Source organism: Pseudomonas sp. S3_B11 (genome assembly GCF_054667715.1).
The window spans coordinates 5,326,236-5,344,989 of record NZ_CP162749.1; the positions used below are offsets into that span (position 1 = coordinate 5,326,236).

General features: G+C 62.2%; 16 protein-coding genes and 1 riboswitch. Of the genes, 2 read left to right on the forward strand and 14 right to left on the reverse strand.

Going from position 1 to position 18,754, the window contains the following annotated elements; all coding sequences use genetic code 11:
- Window positions 1–35 precede the first annotated feature (35 nt).
- The 10 genes from parC to AB4O22_RS23970 all read right to left on the reverse strand — a co-directional run bounded on the left by parC (window position 36) and on the right by AB4O22_RS23970 (window position 10,337).
- Complete coding sequence (gene parC / locus AB4O22_RS23925; RefSeq protein WP_003197182.1) at window positions 36–2,300, reverse strand: DNA topoisomerase IV subunit A; 2,265 nt, start codon at window positions 2,298–2,300, stop codon at window positions 36–38.
- 10 nt (window positions 2,301–2,310) lie between these two features.
- Complete coding sequence (locus AB4O22_RS23930) at window positions 2,311–2,832, reverse strand: retropepsin-like aspartic protease family protein (protein WP_003197180.1); 522 nt, start codon at window positions 2,830–2,832, stop codon at window positions 2,311–2,313.
- Window positions 2,829–3,815: an esterase-like activity of phytase family protein gene (locus AB4O22_RS23935; protein WP_460097301.1), complete on the reverse strand. Its 987-nt coding sequence runs from the start codon at window positions 3,813–3,815 to the stop codon at window positions 2,829–2,831. The genes AB4O22_RS23930 and AB4O22_RS23935 overlap by 4 nt, the downstream gene beginning before the upstream one ends.
- Window positions 3,815–5,719 (reverse strand): DNA topoisomerase IV subunit B, encoded by a 1,905-nt coding sequence (gene parE, locus AB4O22_RS23940; protein WP_003197177.1) that lies wholly within the window; start codon window positions 5,717–5,719, stop codon window positions 3,815–3,817. Before parE ends, AB4O22_RS23935 begins: the two co-directional genes overlap by 1 nt.
- Before the next feature lie 42 nt (window positions 5,720–5,761).
- Window positions 5,762–6,370 carry a YqiA/YcfP family alpha/beta fold hydrolase gene (locus AB4O22_RS23945; protein ID WP_223470967.1) on the reverse strand — a complete coding sequence of 203 codons (609 nt, stop codon included), beginning with the start codon at window positions 6,368–6,370 and terminating at the stop codon, window positions 5,762–5,764.
- Between the two features lie 764 nt (window positions 6,371–7,134).
- Entirely contained in the window at window positions 7,135–7,494 is a 360-nt protein-coding gene (locus AB4O22_RS23950; protein ID WP_460097303.1) for a DUF6124 family protein, read from the reverse strand.
- A 482-nt stretch (window positions 7,495–7,976) separates the two neighbouring features.
- Window positions 7,977–8,144 carry a nucleoid-structuring protein H-NS gene (locus tag AB4O22_RS23955; protein WP_460097838.1) on the reverse strand — a complete coding sequence of 56 codons (168 nt, stop codon included), beginning with the start codon at window positions 8,142–8,144 and terminating at the stop codon, window positions 7,977–7,979.
- A 217-nt stretch (window positions 8,145–8,361) separates the two neighbouring features.
- Window positions 8,362–9,177 carry a 3',5'-cyclic-AMP phosphodiesterase gene (gene cpdA / locus AB4O22_RS23960; RefSeq protein ID WP_460097304.1) on the reverse strand — a complete coding sequence of 272 codons (816 nt, stop codon included), beginning with the start codon at window positions 9,175–9,177 and terminating at the stop codon, window positions 8,362–8,364.
- 99 nt (window positions 9,178–9,276) lie between these two features.
- On the reverse strand, window positions 9,277–9,729 hold the full coding sequence (locus tag AB4O22_RS23965; protein WP_003186471.1) for a DUF1249 domain-containing protein: 453 nt from the start codon (window positions 9,727–9,729) through the stop codon (window positions 9,277–9,279).
- Window positions 9,720–10,337 carry an NUDIX domain-containing protein gene (locus AB4O22_RS23970; protein ID WP_003197169.1) on the reverse strand — a complete coding sequence of 206 codons (618 nt, stop codon included), beginning with the start codon at window positions 10,335–10,337 and terminating at the stop codon, window positions 9,720–9,722. Before AB4O22_RS23970 ends, AB4O22_RS23965 begins: the two co-directional genes overlap by 10 nt.
- 214 nt (window positions 10,338–10,551) lie before the next feature.
- Between AB4O22_RS23970 and AB4O22_RS23975 the strand changes: the two genes are divergently transcribed.
- Window positions 10,552–11,298, forward strand: a complete 747-nt coding sequence (locus AB4O22_RS23975; protein WP_367860247.1) for a DUF3298 domain-containing protein — start codon at window positions 10,552–10,554, stop codon at window positions 11,296–11,298.
- On the opposite strand, the gene cytX is transcribed toward AB4O22_RS23975, so the two are convergent.
- Together cytX and thiC are read right to left on the reverse strand one after the other, a co-directional pair.
- Window positions 11,267–12,559: a putative hydroxymethylpyrimidine transporter CytX gene (cytX, locus tag AB4O22_RS23980; RefSeq protein ID WP_223470971.1), complete on the reverse strand. Its 1,293-nt coding sequence runs from the start codon at window positions 12,557–12,559 to the stop codon at window positions 11,267–11,269. The genes AB4O22_RS23975 and cytX overlap by 32 nt on opposite strands.
- A gap of 170 nt (window positions 12,560–12,729) precedes the next feature.
- Window positions 12,730–14,619 carry a phosphomethylpyrimidine synthase ThiC gene (thiC, locus tag AB4O22_RS23985; RefSeq protein ID WP_003197160.1) on the reverse strand — a complete coding sequence of 630 codons (1,890 nt, stop codon included), beginning with the start codon at window positions 14,617–14,619 and terminating at the stop codon, window positions 12,730–12,732.
- A 175-nt stretch (window positions 14,620–14,794) separates the two neighbouring features.
- A riboswitch (TPP riboswitch) is annotated at window positions 14,795–14,900 on the reverse strand.
- A 174-nt stretch (window positions 14,901–15,074) separates the two neighbouring features.
- Here thiC and AB4O22_RS23990 point away from each other — a divergent pair.
- Window positions 15,075–16,514, forward strand: coding sequence for a TolC family outer membrane protein (locus tag AB4O22_RS23990; RefSeq protein WP_223470973.1), 1,440 nt, complete (start codon window positions 15,075–15,077; stop codon window positions 16,512–16,514).
- Between the two features lie 38 nt (window positions 16,515–16,552).
- Here AB4O22_RS23990 and waaA read toward each other — a convergent pair whose 3' ends face one another.
- Window positions 16,553–17,833 carry a lipid IV(A) 3-deoxy-D-manno-octulosonic acid transferase gene (gene waaA / locus AB4O22_RS23995; protein WP_460097306.1) on the reverse strand — a complete coding sequence of 427 codons (1,281 nt, stop codon included), beginning with the start codon at window positions 17,831–17,833 and terminating at the stop codon, window positions 16,553–16,555.
- A 22-nt stretch (window positions 17,834–17,855) separates the two neighbouring features.
- Window positions 17,856–18,746, reverse strand: coding sequence for a LysR family transcriptional regulator (locus tag AB4O22_RS24000; RefSeq protein WP_003197154.1), 891 nt, complete (start codon window positions 18,744–18,746; stop codon window positions 17,856–17,858).
- Window positions 18,747–18,754: the final 8 nt, after the last annotated feature.

Genomic DNA, 18,754 nt, shown 5'->3' on the forward strand with positions numbered 1-18,754 from the left:
CGGCATTTAATCGCAGACCGAGCCCTCTAGTACGCCTAATTGAGGTTTTCGACGAGCAGCGCATCGACTCGCTGAAACCCCCTTGGGAGCTTGTTGCCCCGCCGACCACGTTCACCCTTGTAATGCTCAAGATCGTCCGCCTTTAACGAAAGCGTGCGCTTGCCTGCCTGTAGCACAAGCGTGGCGCCTTCCGGCAACACTGCAATATCCGTGACATATTCCTCACGACTGGCAACCCGTTCGCCGGAAATCCCAATAATCTTGTTGCCCTTGCCTTTACCCAGCTGTGGCAGATCGCTGATCTTGAACACCAGCAACCGGCCTTCGGTGGTGACCGAAGCCAGCCAGTTGCTCTCCCGATCGGCCACCGGCCGCGGCGCAATCACCTTGGCGTTGTTCGGCAGGCTCAACAACGCCTTGCCCGCCTTGTTCTTGGCTTGCAGATCCTCGCCCTTGACCACGAACCCGTAGCCCGCGTCCGATGCAATTACGTACAGTCCATCATCATCAGGCATCAGCACGCATTCAAAAGTTGCACCCGGCGGCGGCGTCAAACGACCGGTCAGCGGTTCGCCCTGGCCACGAGCCGACGGCAGGGTGTGGGCCGGCACCGAATAGCTGCGCCCGGTGGAGTCAACGAACACCGCAAACTGGTTGGAACGCCCGGCCGCCAAGGCCTTGAAGCCGTCCCCGGCCTTGTAGGAAAGCCCCGTCGCGTCAATATCATGACCTTTGGCGGAACGCACCCAACCTTTTTCTGACAGTACGACGGTCACTTTCTCGTTCGGCAGCAGATCGTGCTCGCTCAGCGCCTTGGCTTCGGCACGCTCGACGATTGGCGAGCGACGGTCGTCGCCGTAGGTTTCGGCGTCCTTGAGCAGTTCGGTGCGCACCAGTTTCTTGAGCTTGGCTTCGCTGCCCAGCAAGGCTTGCAGCTTGGCCTGTTCCTTGAGGAGTTCATCCTGTTCGGCACGCAGCTTCATCTCTTCCAACCGCGCCAACTGCCGCAGGCGGGTGTCGAGGATGTAGTCGGCCTGGATTTCACTCAGGGCAAAACGGGCGATCAGGCTGGCCTTGGGGTGCTCCTCGGTACGGATGATGTGGATCACTTCATCCAGGTTGAGGTAGGCGATCAGCAAACCGTCCAACAGGTGCAGGCGACGCTCGACCTTGTCCAGGCGGAATTGCAGGCGCCGACGCACGGTCTTGACCCGGAACTCCAGCCACTCCACCAGCAATGCCCGCAGGTTTTTCAACTGCGGCTTGCCGTCCAGGCCGATGATGTTGATGTTGACCCGGTAGCTGGACTCCAGGTCGGTGCTGGCGAACAGGTGCTGCATCAGCGCGTCGTGGTCGACTCGGCTGTTGACCGGGATGATCACGATGCGGCACGGGTTTTCGTGGTCGGATTCGTCGCGCAAGTCAGCCACTTGCGGTGCTTTCGACGGTTTTGCCTGCATCATCGCGGCAATTTGCTCCAAGACCTTGGCCCCGGAAACCTGGTGCGGCAGCGCCGTGACAATGATGTCGCCGTCTTCAACGTGATACACGGCGCGCATGCGCACCGAACCACGGCCGGTCTCATAGATTTTCAGCAGGTCGGCACGCGGGGTGATGATTTCCGCTTCGGTCGGATAGTCCGGGCCCTGGATGTGCTCGCAGAGTTGTTCCACCGTGGCTTTGGGCTCGTCCAGCAGACGCACGCACGCCGTGGCCACTTCCCGCAGGTTGTGAGGCGGCACGTCGGTGGCCATGCCCACGGCAATGCCGGTGGTGCCATTGAGGAGAATATTCGGCAAACGCGCTGGCAAAACCAGGGGTTCATCGAGGGTGCCGTCGAAGTTCGGCCCCCAGTCCGCGGTGCCCTGGCCCAGCTCGCTGAGCAGCACTTCGGAATAGCGCGACAACCGCGCCTCGGTGTAACGCATGGCCGCGAAAGACTTGGGATCGTCCGGCGCCCCCCAGTTACCCTGCCCGTCCACCAGCGTGTAGCGATAGCTGAATGGCTGGGCCATCAGCACCATGGCTTCATAGCAGGCCGAGTCGCCGTGGGGGTGGAACTTACCGAGCACGTCACCGACGGTACGCGCCGATTTCTTGTGCTTGGAATCCGCATCCAGCCCCAGTTCACTCATGGCATAGATGATCCGCCGCTGAACCGGCTTCAAACCATCGCCGATGTGCGGCAAGGCACGGTCCATGATCACGTACATGGAGTAATTGAGGTAGGCATTTTCGGTGAAGTCAGCCAGCGATCGGCGTTCTACGCCGTCTAAGCTGTCTGCAAGAATGTCGCTCATGCGGGCCTCATCAGTTCGTTGTCTGGCGCAGCAGCATGGTGCCGTCGCGCTGGGTAAATTCAAGTTTGTTCAGGGCGCTCATGCCCAGCAGCACTTGCGTGCCACCCAGGCCTGGCGCCACCAGGGCACGGACATCGCGCAACACGATGTCACCCAATTGCAACCGGTCGATGCGGGTGCGATAGCCCTCGCTCAAACCGTTGGCGGTACTCAACGTCACGCCGAAACCTTTTTCCAGCTTGAGGCGCTCGGCCAACTCCACCGGAATCGCCACATCGGTGGCGCCCGTGTCGAGCATGAAATCCACCGGCTGACCGTTGATCTGGCCGCTGGCGACGAAATGGCCCTGTCTATTGCCGACCAACTTCACCTCGATAAACCCTTCGCCTCTTTGCGAATACACCTGGGCATTGGGGTTTTGCTGGCGCTGCTCCCATTGAGCAAAAAACCGCGTTGCCAGGAACAGCGCCGCGCACCAGGCCAATATCATCAACACCCGGCCAGCACGCCTGCCCGGCGGCGACTGACTCATGGCGAGGCGCCCCAGCCACCGTCCGGCGCGGCGAAGCGCCAGATGATCGGCCGCGTTTCGCCGTCGGCGCGAGCACCGTCGTTGTTGTCCAGGCCGATCCAGGCGCCCTCGGTGTCCACCACCAACGCTTCGGCCAGCCCATAATCCTGGGAATAACGCCGACCGTCCTGCAACGCCTCGGCGGCGAACGACCAGCACCGCTCCACTTGGGCGGTCTGCGGGTCACGCCGGCAGATCTGAAAGGCGTTGCGCTCCAGGGTAAACAGCTTGCCATTGAACAATGACAAATCAGCAAAATCCCGCGAAACCGCCTTGGCCTTGGGGAACTGCGCCGGCTGCATCTCCAGCCCCGCTTCGCTCAGCAACACACAGTTGCCATCGCAGTCCCACACCGTTTGCTGACGCTTGACCAACAAAAGCCCGCGACGCTCACGCTCGGCCGCCAACCACAGTTGGTCACCGGCCGGGTTGACCGCCAAGCCTTCGAATAGCGCATTGAAATGCAACAACATGCCGCTGGCGCGGGCCTGGCGGATCATTGTTGGTGCAATTTTCAACCACGACGCCGGCCCAACAGGCGGTACCTGCAACACGGCGGCTTGGGACTCGCTGACCACATAGCGATTGCCAGCGCTGTCGCAGCTGATGCCTTCGAAATCCAGCTCGCCACCGCGCAGGAACGACGCTGCCCAGGTTCGGGACTTCAAACCCCAGGGCAAACCGCTGTCGGGAACCGCCGGCACCTCGATTTCAACCACCTCGGCTTGCCAGAGCGGAGACTCGGAGGGCGCGAGGCGATAGATCCGATCGTCGTCGCGATCAGATACTGTCCACATTTCGCTGCCGCACAGCGCCAACCCGGACAGATTGCCGCCGCGCATGCCATCGACGGCATGCTCGGACAGCAACTTCAGCTCCGGTGCAGGCCCTGCGACCACAACCCCCGCCCACAGCAACAATGCCAGGGCGAAACCGTTGCGCATCAGGCCAGCACCTCGGCCAGGTCCCCTTTGGATTCGAGCCAGGACTTGCGATCGCCGGCGCGTTTCTTCGCCAGCAACATGTCCATCATCTCCGAGGTCGCTTCGAAATCATCCAGGGTCAACTGCACCAGACGACGGGTGTTCGGGTCCATGGTGGTTTCACGCAGTTGCGGCGGGTTCATCTCGCCCAGGCCTTTGAATCGAGTGACCTGCGGCTTGCCGCGTTTCTTCTCGGCCACCAGGCGATCCAGAATGCCGTCGCGCTCGGCTTCATCCAGGGCGTAGTAGATTTCCTTGCCCAGGTCGATGCGGTACAGCGGCGGCATCGCCACATAAACGTGACCGGCGTCCACCAGCGGGCGGAAATGCTGGACGAACAAAGCGCAGAGCAACGTGGCGATGTGCAGGCCGTCGGAGTCGGCGTCGGCGAGGATGCAGATCTTGCCGTAGCGCAGCTGGCTCATATCCGCGGCGCCCGGGTCGACACCGATGGCCACCGCGATGTTATGCACTTCCTGGCTGGCCAGCACTTCGCTGCCGTCCACTTCCCAGGTGTTGAGGATCTTGCCCCGCAGCGGCAGGATCGCCTGGAACTCCTTGTCCCGCGCCTGCTTGGCCGAGCCGCCGGCGGAGTCACCTTCCACCAGGAACAGCTCGGAACGCATCGGGTCCTGCCCGGCGCAATCGGCGAGCTTGCCCGGCAATGCCGGGCCCTGGGTGATGCGCTTGCGCTCGACCTTCTTGCTGGCCTTGAGACGACGGCCGGCGTTATTGATTGCCAGCTCGGCCAGGGCCAGGCCGGTTTCCGGGTTGGCGTTGAGCCACAGGCTGAACGCGTCCTTGACCACCCCGGAGACAAACGCCGCTGCTTCGCGGGACGACAGGCGCTCCTTGGTCTGGCCGGAGAACTGCGGCTCCTGCATCTTCATCGATAGCACGAAGGCGATGCGTTCCCAGACGTCTTCCGGCGCCAGCTTCACGCCACGGGGCAGCAGATTGCGGAACTCGCAGAACTCGCGCATGGCATCGAGCAAGCCTTGACGCAGGCCGTTGACGTGGGTGCCGCCCTGGGCCGTGGGGATCAGGTTGACGTAGCTTTCCTGAACGCTTTCGCCGCCTTCGGGCAGCCATAACAGCGCCCAGTCCACGGCTTCCTTGTTACCGGCCAGGCTGCCGCAAAACGGCTCGTTGGGCAGGCGCTCGAAATCGTTGACCGCGTCCACCAGGTAAGAACGCAAGCCGTCTTCGTAATGCCACTCGACTTTCTCGCCAGTGGCCTTGTCCTCGAAACTGACCAGCAACCCCGGGCACAACACGGCCTTGGCCTTGAGCACATGCTTGAGGCGGCTGACGGAAAACTTCGGCGAATCGAAATACTTCGGGTCCGGAGCGAAATACACGCTGGTCCCGGTGTTGCGCTTGCCGACGGTGCCGACCACTTCCAGCTCGGTGGCCTTGTAGCCGTCGGCGAAGGTCATCTGGTATTCGTTGCCGTCACGCTTGACCCGCACCCGCACCTGGGTCGACAAGGCGTTGACCACGGAAATACCCACCCCGTGCAGACCGCCGGAGAACTGGTAGTTCTTGTTGGAAAACTTGCCGCCGGCGTGGAGCTTGGTGAGGATCAGCTCGACGCCCGACACACCCTCTTCGGGGTGAATGTCCACCGGCATGCCGCGGCCATCATCGCTGACTTCCAGCGAGTGATCGGCGTGCAGGATGACCTGCACCGAACGAGCGTGCCCGGCCAAGGCTTCGTCGACACTGTTGTCGATGACTTCCTGGGCGAGGTGGTTCGGCCGACTGGTGTCGGTGTACATGCCGGGGCGCTTGCGCACCGGGTCGAGGCCCGAGAGGACTTCGATGGCGTCTGCGTTATAAGAGCTAGCGCTGGGAGTGGCCATGGGGTCTCGTCGTCAGTGTTCAATGAAAAAGGGGCGATGGGCTCACAGCGACGTGAAGTCGATCGCCTGGTACAAATCGGCGCCAATGCCGGCAAAACTCAACAGCGCCGGCAACTGCTGGGCAAACCCTTGGAAACTGTGGTCGCCGCCGGCCTGGATGCGCAAGGCACAGGCGCGGTAATACTGTTGGGCGTGGCGATAATCCAGCGTTTCGTCACCGGTTTGCAACCATACCTGAAACCGCTGCGGATCCCGGGGCGCCGGCACTTGCAGTTCGGCCAGGGCCGTGACGTGGTCGTGGGTCAATTCCCAGGTTTCATCTGTGTACAAATTCTTCTGCGTGCCCAGGTAACCGTCGAACATCCGATGCGGGCTGACGGCAGGGTTGACCAACAGGGCCTTGAGGCCGTGGCGCTCGGCCAAGTGAGTCGCATAGTAGCCGCCGAGCGAGCTGCCGACCAGCAGCGGGCGCCCCAGTTCTGTAATCGCCTGCTCCAACTGACCGATGGCCTGGCGGGGGTGGTGATGCAAGGCGGGCACCTGCAACTGGTCGCTCAGGCCCAGGCGTGCCATCACGTCGACCAGCTGACAGGCTTTGGTCGACGCTGGGGCGCTGTTGAAGCCATGGATATAAAGGATCGAACCCGACATTGCCGACTCCCTGGGTGTTGGGCAAAGGCCGGAGTTTACAGGGAGATTGCGGTGGTTGGGGGGATTTGACCGTGTTGTCGCCGCCTATGAATCGTCGATCACAGCACCTGTGGGAGCAAAGCTTGCTCGCGAGGCGGCCTTGTAGCCGACCTGTTTCCCCGATTGTACTCCGATCAACTGTGGGAGCGAGCTTGCTCGCGATGGCGGTTTGGTGTCCGACCAGGTTCTCCCAGTTGTACTTTGATCAAACTGTGGGAGCGAGCCTGCTCGCGATGGCGGCCTGACAGCCGGGCAGGATTTTGTTGACCGGGTGCATATCCATTGCTGCGGTAACGGCCACTTAGGGTTCCGCCCTGACGGCGGCTCACTTTTGAAAAGCGCAAAAGTAAGCAAAACGCTCCTGCCCCACCACTCGGTGCCTCGCCTAGGCTCGGCATGCCCTCACTCCGGCATTGCTCCGTGGGCCGCCGCGAAGGGCCATCCATGGCCCAGCGCGGCTAACCCGGCATCCATGCCGGGTTGCCCACTGCACAATGCCTGCGTTCGGCCATCGTGGTTAACGGGGCGTCCGAGATCAACGTCCACCGCGAGGCGGCCTAGTAGCCGACCTGGCTCTCCCGGTCGTACACCCGTCAGACTTGTTTGAGCAGGACCTGTGGGAGCAAAGCTTGCTCGCGAGGCGGCCTGACAGCCGACCTGGCTCTCCCGGTCGTACTCAGATCCCATTGTGGGAGCGAGCTTGCTCGCTTCTGCGCGCGGAGTGGTCAGGGTTGTGTATTGACGTTGTCCAGCATCCGATTCGCCAATAAAGCGCCCAGCTCGATCAGTTGCTGAATGCCAAGGGCAACATGGCGTCGCGAGCCTTTCAGGTCGAAGGCAAAGTCACTGACCATGGCATCGGCTGAGGCCAGGGTTTCGCTGAGGTTGGCCAGCAGGCTTTCGGTGTCGACGCCGTCCACGACGGTGAACAGTTGACCTGAGGGCTTTTTCTTTTTGGCTTGAGGTTTGGGGTCGAGATAGAGGTCGATGGCGCGCTTGGCGGCTTCATCGAGTATCGGGGGAATCTGGCTGGCTTCGGGAGAAATGGAATCTTTTTTTGTTGGCCCAGAGTTATCTTCAGACATGTTGGCGCTCCACTAGGATTGAAATAACGCCCTTCTACTTTCGGGTTTCCAGGCCCGGTCGCTGAATTTGCAGCGACGGGAAAAGACTAGCGATAGCCCTTCCCACCCGGCAACCGCCAGAGCTCGTCGGAAAAATCTGCTTGAACCAGGAAGTGTGTCCGACCATTCCCACAATCCTGGTCGGCTGTCAGGCCGCCATCGCGAGCAAGCTCGCTCCCACACAGGTTTTTGGTTGTTTATAAGATCAGTGTCCACCGCCGATCCCTGTGGGAGCCGAGCTTGCTCGCGATAGCGGTGGGTCTGCTTGCATCCATGCTGAATGTGCCGCCGCATTCGCGAGCAGGCTCGCTCCCACAATGGGATAGGAGTACGACCGGAAGAGCTAGGTCGGCTATCAGGCCGCCTCGCGAGCAAGCTTTGCTCCCACAGGTCCTGCTCAAACAGATCTGATGGGTGTACGACCGGAAGAGCCAGGTCGACTACTAGGCCGCCTCGGCGTGGACGTTGATCTCGGGCGCCCCGTTAACCACGATGGCCGAACGCAGGCATTGCGCAGTGGGCATCCCGGCATGGATGCCGGGATAGCCGCGCTGGGCCATGGATGGCCCTTCGCGGCGGGCCCACGGAGCAATGCCGGAGTGAGGGCACACCGAGCCTTAGCGAGGTGCCGAGTGGTGGGGCAGAAGCGTTTTGGTTACTTTTGCGCTTTTCAAAAGTGAGCCGCCGTCAGGGCGGAACCCTAAGCGGCCGTTACCGCAGCAATGGATATGTACTCAGTCAGGCCGCCATCGCGAGCAAGCTTTGCTCCCACAGATCTGAAAGATGTACACCCGGGAGAGACAGGCCGGCTGTCAGGCCGCCTCGTCCTCAGTACCCGTTGGAGCCATAGTCGGGGGTAAACGCAAACCCAACCACCCGCTCAACCCCTGTCTCCAACCGCCCATCCGGCAACAACCGCAACCACCGATACCCCGGCGCCTGCGAGCCCACCGCAAAATCCTCACTCCCCGGCTCAAACTGAATACAGGTCGAAGGCGAAGCCAACAAACGAACCCCCTCGCGCATCCGGTCAACCTCCTGATGCACATGCCCCCACAACACCGCCCGCACCTGGGGAAACCGATCCAACACCGCAAACAGCGCCTCAGGATTACGCAACCCAATCGGCTCCATCCACACACACCCAATCGACACAGGATGATGATGCAGGCACACCAAGTGATGCCGCTCCGGCGCCTCGCTCAAGGCATTGGCCAACAGAATCAACTGCTCCTCGGCCAAAAAACCCGGCACCGAACCAGGCACGGCGGAATCCAGCATCGTCACCCGCCAGTTGCCAATGTCCACCACCGGATCGAGCAACGTGCTATTGACCGCCGCCTCAAGCATCACCTGCGGCTCATCATGGTTGCCGGGAATCCACCGCGCCGGCGCATCGACTCGCGCAGTCAATTGCCGAAACGCCGCGTAGGACTCCAGCGTGCCGTCCTGGGACAGATCCCCGGTGGCGAGCATCAGATCAATGTCCGGCTGCTGCTTGAGCACCAAATCGATGACCGCCCGCAAACTGTCACGGGTATTCATGCCCAGCAACGAGGCATCGGCCTCGGCGAACAAATGGCTGTCAGACAGTTGGACCAGCAACGCCGCATCGGCAGTGGTCAAGCTGGATACGCTCGGCAAATCGCTCTCTCCCAGGCGCAGTCACGCCGTTGCATGAAGCCGCAATTATGCTGGGGGATGATCGAAAGGGGAAACCCGCGAACCGGAACCGGTTCACAACTACCGAACGACTTCGAACTCGTGGCCCAGCGCCAGGCAATGACTCAGCCACTCGCCCAGGAACAGGTTCAACTGGGCTTTTTCATCCGGCTGGTGCATTGACGCATTGGGGTAAGGATAGATGCCGCGAAAGCGTCGTGCATGTTCGGCGCTGACGACTTCGGCCATGCGCGCATCGTGATAGACCTGGACCTCCAGCTGCGGCACCGGCAGCCAGGGCAGGCTGTGCTCCTGGCGCACCTGCAGCGTGGTGGTGTAGGGGCAAGTCTGCAACACTTCCAGAGCCAGCACGCCCAGCATCTGGTCGCCGTGGGTCACGGCGATACGCCGCGGCGCCGGATCGTTGCGCATGTCCGGCAACAAGCGCATCAGGCGGGCGTAGTTGGCCTCGCAGGCGGCCTGCAACCCCACCAGATCGACGCGATAGCGATCGCGCAGCTTGTTCAGGACCATAGCCCCCTCACTTCCTCGCGGTTCAAGGCCAGCCATTGCAGGGCGATGATGCTCGGTGCATTGCAGATTTGTCCGTCGCGCACAGCTTGCAGGGCATCTTCGAAAGACCAGACCTTGACGCGGATATCTTCCGCCTCTTCCACCAGGCCATGCAGCCCGCCCGCCCCCGTGCTGTCGCAACGCCCCAGGTACAAATGGACGAATTCATCGCTGCCGCCCGGGGATGGAAAATACTTGGTCATCGGCCAAAGCGCAGCGAAGGCAAGCCCAGCTTCCTCCTGCGCTTCACGATGAGCAACTTCTTCCGGTTGTTCGTCCTTGTCGATCAGGCCGGCCACCAATTCCACCAGCCAAGGGTTGGCGATCTTGTCCATGGCGCCGACGCGAAACTGCTCGATCAACACCACTTCATCGCGCTGCGGGTCGTAGGGCAACACGCACACCGCGTCATGGCGCACGAACAATTCACGGCTGATTTCGCGGCTCATGCCACCGGCAAACAATTCGTGACGCAAGTGCACACGGTCGAGTTTGTAGAAACCCTGGAAGCAGCTCTCGCGCTTGACGATGTCCACGGTGCTCGGTGCGGCGTTGGCGAAATCGGTCATGACAATCCTCGTGTGCAATGGATCAATACGAGGTTCCAACCTCGGCTTCGCGCCATCCTAACGCGCCCGTACCCTTTGATGCAGCCCCTTTCCACTCATCGGGATGGACGGCAGAAGGTGAAAGAACTCTAATGAGCTTAGTGGCGAACTGATTGTCCTGCTGGCAGTCGAAGCGGGTAACTTTTCGCCTTTCCCTGTTCCATGAAGGACGCCCATGTCGCTTTTCAAAACTGCCTCCGTGGCCGCCATTGCCCTGACCCTGGGCGCTTGCCAAAGCCTGTTCCAACCCAACTACCGCGCACCGCTGGAAACCACCCGCGATGCCTCGGAACAACTGCAACAAGGTTGCGCCAGTGCCGACTGCCCGTTGGTGAACATCGATACCCTGCACTTCCCCACCGAGCCGGCCCTGGACGGCATCGTCGAAAAACGCCTGCTGCAAATGACCCGCACCACCCCGGACGCCCCGGTTGCGCCGACGCTTGCCGCTTATCGCGAGCAGTTCCTGCGCAACGCCGCGCCCCGCAACAGCAGCTATTTGCAGGCCAAGGTACGTGAGCAACATGACGGCCTGGTGATCATCGAATTGTCCAGCTACCTGGACACCGGCGGCGCCCACGGTACGCCGGGCCGTGGCTTCATCAACTATTCGCGCCAGCAACACAAGGTGCTGACACTGTCGGACATGCTGCTGCCGGGCCAGGAAGAAGCGTTCTGGAAAGCCGCCCAGGTCGCCCACAACAGTTGGCTGATCAGCACCAAGCTGGATCAGGAACCCGAGTTCCTGAAACAGTGGTCCTTCCAGAAAACCCCACACGTGGCGTTGACCTACGGCGGGGTGATCCTCAAGTACGAAGTGAGCACCATCGCGCCATACGCCCTGGGCCACATCGAATTGAAGATCGCTTACCCTCGCCTCAATGGCATCCTCAAGCCCGAGCTGTTCCCCGGCCGTAGCTGAAAGCCCGGCCCAGCAACAGTTGCAGCAACCCTGCCAGGATCAGCGACGGCAGGGTTGCGCCGATGTCCGGATAGAAGTTGGCCAGCAAGTGATAAGTGCTCACCCCACCCAACCAGGCCAACAGGGCCGACCAGCGCAACGCGGCTGACACCACTTGGCTGCTGCGTTTGCGCAGGATGAAGTGGTCCACCAGCACCACGCCGAACAGCGGTGCGAACACCGAGCCGATCAGCAACAGGAAGTTCTGGTATTGCGCCAACGGCGCGAAGCAGGCGATCAAGGTGCAGAGTACGCCGATCGCCAAGGCCAGGTGCTCGACCTTCAGCCCCGACAACATGCCACTGGAGACCGCCGCCGAGTGAATGTCGGCGAAGGCGTTTTCCGACTCATCCAGCAGAATCAGCAGCAACGGAATGCCCAACCCGGCGCCCGCCAGGGCCAGCAGCAGCGCATTGACTTCACCGCTTGGCGCGAACGCCAGGGTGTAGGCCACGCCCAGGCTCATCAGCCAGAAGTTACCGATGAAAAACCCCAACGCGGTGCCGCCAAACACATTTTTGGCGCGTTTGCCGAAACGCGAGTAGTCGGCGATCAGCGGCAACCACGACAGCGGCATCGCAATGGCGATATCAAACCCCACCGCCAACGGCATCGAGCCGTCGCCCGCCTGGGCCCACAGCGCTGCCAGGTCGGCCTTGGCAAACAGATTCCAGGTCAACCAGATACACGCCGCCAGCAGCAGCCAGATGCCCCACTTGCGCAGGACCTTGCGCACGAACGTCAACGGCCCGCTGACCGCGAGCAGGGTCGCCAGGGCGCCGAAGAACAGCGCCCACAGCAGTGGGTTGGAGCCCAGGCTGCCTTCGCTGAAGGCTCGGGCACCGAGCAGGCTGGCGGCATCACGCATGACGATGATTTCGAACGAGCCCCAGCCGATCAGCTGCAGCAGGTTCAACACCGCCGGCACACTCGCGCCCTTGCCGCCAAGGCTGAGCTTGAGGGCCGCCATGGCCGACAGGCCGGTGTCGCTGCCGATCACGCCGACGGCCGCCAGCAGCAGGACGCCCACCAGTGTGCCGAGGAAAATCGCCAGCAACGAACCGCTCAAGCCCAGGCCCGGCGCGAGCAAGGCGCCGACCTGCAAGACCATCAGGCCGATGCCCAGGGAGAACCACAGGGAAAACAGATCGCGGGCGCCGAAGACGCGCTTGTCCAGGGGGACTGCGGTGTCTGGGGAGTAGGTGCTGGGTTGGATGTTCAAGGGTTGTTGTCTCAGAGGGATATTTGTTGTTTTGGGGGCCGCTATCGCGAGCAAGCTCGCTCCCACAGGGGGCCTGCTGCGAACACAAATCTTGTGAACAACAGAAACCCACTGTGGGAGCGAGCTTGCTCGCGAGGGGGCGGTGAAAACACCGCCCCCATCAGCTCAAATCAGACTTTCTTGTAAAGCTGACTACCTTCCTTCTTGAACCGCTCTGCCTGCTCCGCCAAGCCCTGGGCAACGTCCACGTCCACAGCCTCGATGCGTTGGTTGGCCGCGTACTCGCGCACTTCCTGGGTGATTTTCATCGAGCAGAACTTCGGCCCGCACATCGAGCAGAAATGCGCGACCTTGGCCGAGTCCTTCGGCAGGGTTTCGTCGTGGTACGAGCGGGCGGTGTCCGGGTCCAGGCCGAGGTTGAACTGGTCCTCCCAACGGAACTCGAAACGCGCCTTGCTCAAGGCGTTGTCACGGATCTGCGCGCCCGGGTGGCCCTTGGCAAGGTCGGCGGCGTGGGCAGCAATCTTGTAGGTGATGATCCCGGTCTTCACGTCATCCTTGTTCGGCAAGCCGAGGTGTTCCTTCGGCGTGACGTAGCAGAGCATCGCGCAACCGAACCAGCCGATCATCGCCGCACCGATGCCGGAGGTGATGTGGTCGTAGCCCGGCGCAATGTCGGTGGTCAGCGGGCCGAGGGTGTAGAACGGCGCCTCGTCGCAGCACTCGAGCTGCTTGTCCATGTTCTCTTTGATCAGTTGCATCGGCACGTGGCCGGGGCCTTCGATCATGCATTGCACGTCGTGCTTCCAGGCGATCTTGGTCAGCTCGCCGAGGGTTTCCAGCTCACCGAACTGCGCTTCGTCGTTGGCGTCGGCAATCGAGCCCGGACGCAGGCCATCGCCCAGCGAGAAGCTGACGTCGTAGGCCTTCATGATTTCGCAGATGTCTTCGAAGTGGGTGTAGAGGAAGTTCTCTTTGTGGTGCGCCAGGCACCACTTGGCCATGATCGAACCACCACGGCTGACGATACCGGTGACGCGCTTGGCGGTCATCGGCACATAGCGCAGCAACACGCCGGCGTGGATGGTGAAGTAATCGACGCCCTGCTCGGCCTGTTCGATCAGCGTGTCGCGAAACAGCTCCCAAGTCAGGTCTTCGGCCGCGCCGCCGACTTTTTCCAGGGCCTGGTAGATTGGCACAGTGCCGATCGGTACCGGCGAGTTGCGGATGATCCACTCGCGGGTTTCATGGATGTGCTTGCCGGTGGACAGGTCCATGACCGTGTCCGAACCCCAACGGATGCCCCAGGTCAGCTTCGCCACTTCTTCTTCGATGGACGAACCCAACGCGCTGTTGCCGATGTTGCCGTTGATCTTCACCAGGAAGTTACGGCCGATGATCATCGGTTCCAGTTCGGTGTGGTTGATGTTGGCCGGGATGATCGCGCGACCACGGGCGATTTCGTCACGCACGAATTCCGGGGTAATGACTTTCGGCACGCTGGCGCCGAAGCTGTGGCCGGCGTGTTGCTGGTCCAGCAGGCCAGCGGCGCGGGCGACTTCCAGCTTCATGTTTTCGCGGATGGCGACGTATTCCATCTCGGCGGTGATGATGCCTTTGCGCGCGTAGTGCATCTGGCTGACGTTGGCACCCGGCTTGGCGCGACGCGGGTTGTTCACGTGGGCGAAGCGTAGCTTGGTCAGCTCGGGATCGGCCAGGCGTTCCTGGCCGAAGCTGGAGCTCAGGCCCGCCAGGCGCTCGGTGTCGCCACGGGCTTCGATCCACGAAGAGCGCACATCGGCCAGGCCTTTGCGCACGTCGATGATCACGTTCGGGTCGGTGTAGGGGCCCGAGGTGTCGTACACCACGACCGGCGCGTTGATTTCGCCGCCGAAGTCGGTGGGGGTCACGTCGAGGCTGATTTCGCGCATGGGCACGCGGATATCCGGGCGGCTGCCCTGGACATAGATTTTTTGCGAGCGGGTAAAGGGCTGAACCGATTGCTGATCGACCTGGGCCGATTCACTCAGGTTGGTCGCGTTTTTTGATTTTGTCGTCATCACGGGCTCTCCAGACACACATCCAGGCAGTGGATTTTTGTCGGAGCGAACCTGTAACGAATGGACGCGTCCCAGCACGAAAGTGCGGACGCTGTGCTTGCTGCTCGAGCATGTTCGAAGATCGAAAGTCGATGGTCGAACAACATCCCGGACGAAGCACAAGAGGACTCGCCGGGTGACGAGAAATCTTGTTCCCTACGCAGGCGCTAACCTGATCAGGTTCAACGGGATCCGAAATTATTCGATCTCAGCCTCATAGCAAGGCACCCCGACAAGAACCCGGCCAGTCTAGACACAACCACGAGAGAACGCCATCACCAGGGCAAAAGGCGTGATGAATGGCGCATATACAGGATTGTTGCCGCGCGCAGGCGCAACTACACTCGCTACGCCGCGCACATCGATATGCGCACTCTCATTCGTGAACTCTCATTTTATAAAGCAGGGATAGCCTCATGCTGCGCAAACTTTCACTGGCCCTTGCCGTGTCTTGTGCGTCCAACGCAATGGCATGGGCTGCCGAAGCGCCCCTGACCACCAAAACCGATCTGGTGAGCGTGTATCAGGAAGCGGTGGACAACAACGCCGACCTGGCCGCGGCCCGCGCCCAGTATGGCGCCCAGAAGGAAGTGGTACCCCAGGCTCGCGCCGGGTTGTTGCCCAACCTTTCGGCCGGCGCCGACCTGAACAACACGCGTACCGAGCTTGACCAGCCGGCGATGACCGCCACCCGCAGCTCCACGGTTTACCAGGCGACGCTGTCCCAGCCGATTTTCCGCGCCGACCGCTGGTTCCAGCTCCAGGCGGCAAAGTCCGTCGACGAACAAGCGTCGCTGCAACTGTCGGCCACTGAACAGAACATGATCCTGCAAAGCGCCGAGAGCTACTTCAACGTGCTGCGCAGCCAGGACAACCTGGCCTCGACCAAGGCCGAGGAGGCCGCGTTCAAGCGCCAGCTCGACCAATCCAACGAACGCTTCGACGTAGGCCTGTCGGACAAGACCGACGTGCTGCAATCCCAGGCCAGCTACGACACTGCCCGGGCCAACCGGATCCTCGCCCAGCGCCAGGTCGACGATGCCTTCGAAGCCTTGATCACCCTGACCAACCGCCAGTACAACTCGCTCCAGGGCATCGTCCACACCCTGCCGATCCTGCCGCCAACGCCGAACGATGCCAAGGCCTGGGTCGACACGGCAGCCAAGCAGAACCTGAACCTGCTGGCCAGCAACTACGCCGTCGATGCCGCCGAGGACACCCTGCGCCAACGCAAGGCTGGCCATGCGCCGACCCTCGATGCGATAGCCCAGTACAAAAAAGGCGACAACGACGGCCTCGGTTTCACCAACCCGAACCCCACAGGCCAGCGTTATGGCGGCGATGCCGAGCAACGCACCATCGGCCTGCAACTGAGCATCCCGATCTACAGCGGCGGACTGACCAGCTCCCAAGTGCGTGAGTCCTACTCGCAGCTCACCCAGACCGAGCAGCAACGCGAAGGCCTGCGCCGGCAGGTGGTGGAAAACACCCGTAACCTGCACCGCGCGGTAAACACCGACGTGGAACAGGTCCAGGCCCGACGCCAGTCGATCATCTCCAACCAGAGCGCGGTGGAAGCCACGGAAATCGGCTACCAGGTGGGCACCCGCAACATCGTCGACGTGCTCGACGCCCAGCGTCAGCTGTACACCTCGGTGCGCAACTACAACAACGCCCGCTACGACTACATCCTCGACAACCTGCGTCTCAAGCAGGCAGCCGGGACGTTGAGCCCAGCGGACTTGCAGGACCTGTCGCGCTACCTCAAGCCCGACTACAACCCGGACCGCGACTTCCTGCCGCCGGACCTGGCCCAGGCGGCAGCGGCGCAATTGCGCTCACGGCCGGCGCAGTAATCAAGTGCCGATCGTTCCCACGCTCTGCGTGGGAACGATCACTGTCTGGCGAGCAACCGCCCCAACCCCTCCAGCAACCGCTGCAACGCACCCTGGTTGCGGCGCATCACCTTCAACCCCGCCTCAGCCATACGCTGGGCATCGCGGGGCAGTTCGAACAGGCGCTGTACCGCCAGGGCCAGGCTTTCGGCATCGTCCACTTCCGCCAGCGCACCGGCAGCGCGCAGTTGCGCGGCTATTTCGAGGAAGTTGAACAAGTGCGGCCCGCTGAGCACCGGTTTCGCCAGTGCCGCCGGCTCGAGCAGGTTGTGCCCACCGTTGGGCACCAGGCTGCCACCGACAAACGCGCTGTCGGCCAACGCGTAGAGAAACAGCAGTTCACCCATGGTGTCACCAAGCAACACCGAAGCCTGCGCGGTCACTGGCTGTCCGCTGGAGCGCCGCACCGTGGCCAACCCTTCGCTTACACACAGTTGGTGCACTGCGTCGAAGCGCTCGGGATGACGCGGCACCAGGATCAGCAACGCATCGGGATAACTCTCGAGCAACCGACGGTGGGCGGCCAGCACCACTTCGTCCTCGCCTTCATGGGTACTGGCGGCGATCCACACCGGGCGCTCGGTTGCCTGCCACTGGCGGCGCAAGGCGCTGGCGTCTTCGAGCAGTTGCGCGGCGATGGTCAGGTCGAACTTGATGGAACCGGTGACCTCGACGGTTTCCGCCCGGGCGCCCAACTGGCGAAAACGCTCGGCTTCGGCTTCGGTCTGGACGGCGAACAGGCTCATCTCGGCGAGCATGGGCCGGGTGAGCTTGGGAAAGCGCCCATAGCCCCGCGCCGAGCGCTCCGACAACCGCGCGTTGGCCAGGGCCACGGGAATGCCGCGCCTGGCGCACTGGTGAATGTGGTTGGGCCACAGTTCGGTTTCCATGATCACCGCCAGGGACGGTTGGACCCGGTCAAGAAAACGCTTGGCGGCGCAGGGCAAGTCGTAAGGCAAATAGCAATGCTGGATGCGCGGCTCGTTGGCGAACAACGCCTGGATCCGCTCAGAACCGGTGGGCGTCATGCAAGTGACGGTGATCGGCAGCTGTGGATAACGTTGCAGCAAGGCGCGGATCATTGGCGCGGCGGCGATGCTCTCGCCCACCGACACCGCGTGAACCCAGATGCCCCCCGGCACCATGACCGGCAGCCCCCAGGAGAACCGCTCGCCAATGCGCCGGGCATAAGCCGGCGCCTTGCGGGCCCGCAACCACAGCCGAATCGCTACCAGTGGCAGCCCCAGGTAAAACAACGCGCTATAGAGAGTTCTGTTCATGGCGGCGGAGTTTATCGGTTTTTCAGCCAATCGCCTGCAACTGCACGGCAAAACGTTCCGCCAGCCAACGCGCGGCCGGGCCCAGGGGTTCGTCGCGGCGCCAGACCAGTTCCACCACCAGGGCCGGCGGGGTCCATTCGCTGCTGAGTTCGACCATGTCGCCCAGGTACGCCGGGTATTGCACCACATGCCGAGGCAACCAGGCCCAGCCCAGGCCACTCCTCAGCCATTCGGCCAGCACATAGAAACTGTCGGCCCGCCAGACCTGCGGGCTGGCCTGCTCACTGCCGGGATAGACACTGGACTGGGTCGCCATCAACAACTGGCGATGCCGGGCCATTTCCCGGCAGGTCACATAAGCATGGTTCGCCAGTGGGTGGCCCCTGCCGCACACCGTCACCATCTCGACGCTGCCCAGCACCCGGCGCTCCAGCGCCTCGGGGATCTGGTCGTGATAGAACAGCAAGCCGAGGTCGGCGCGGCGCTCCACCAGTTTGCGCGCCACATCGCCTTGGGCGGCGCTGGCCAGTTGCACTTCGAGGGTGGGGAATTGCTCGGCCAGGGCCGCCAGGCTGTCGATGACCGGCTGATAGGGCATGGCTTCGTCCTGGGCCAGGCGCAGCGACGCTTCCTGCCCGCGCATCAGGGCCAGGGCCCGGCCATTGAGACGCTCGCACTGACGCAGCACTTCCCTGGCCTCTTCAAGCAAGGCTTCGCCAGCGTCGGTGAGCCTGGGCTGACGACCGCTGCTGCGCTCGAACAGGCTCACGCCCAAATCCGTCTCCAGCAACGCAATCGCACTGCTGATGGCCGATTGGGCCTTGCGCTGATCCCGGGCCACGGCTGAAAACGAACGTTTCTCGGCGACCCCGACAAATAGCCGCAATTGCTCCAGGTTCCACTGTACGTTCATGGCTCAAC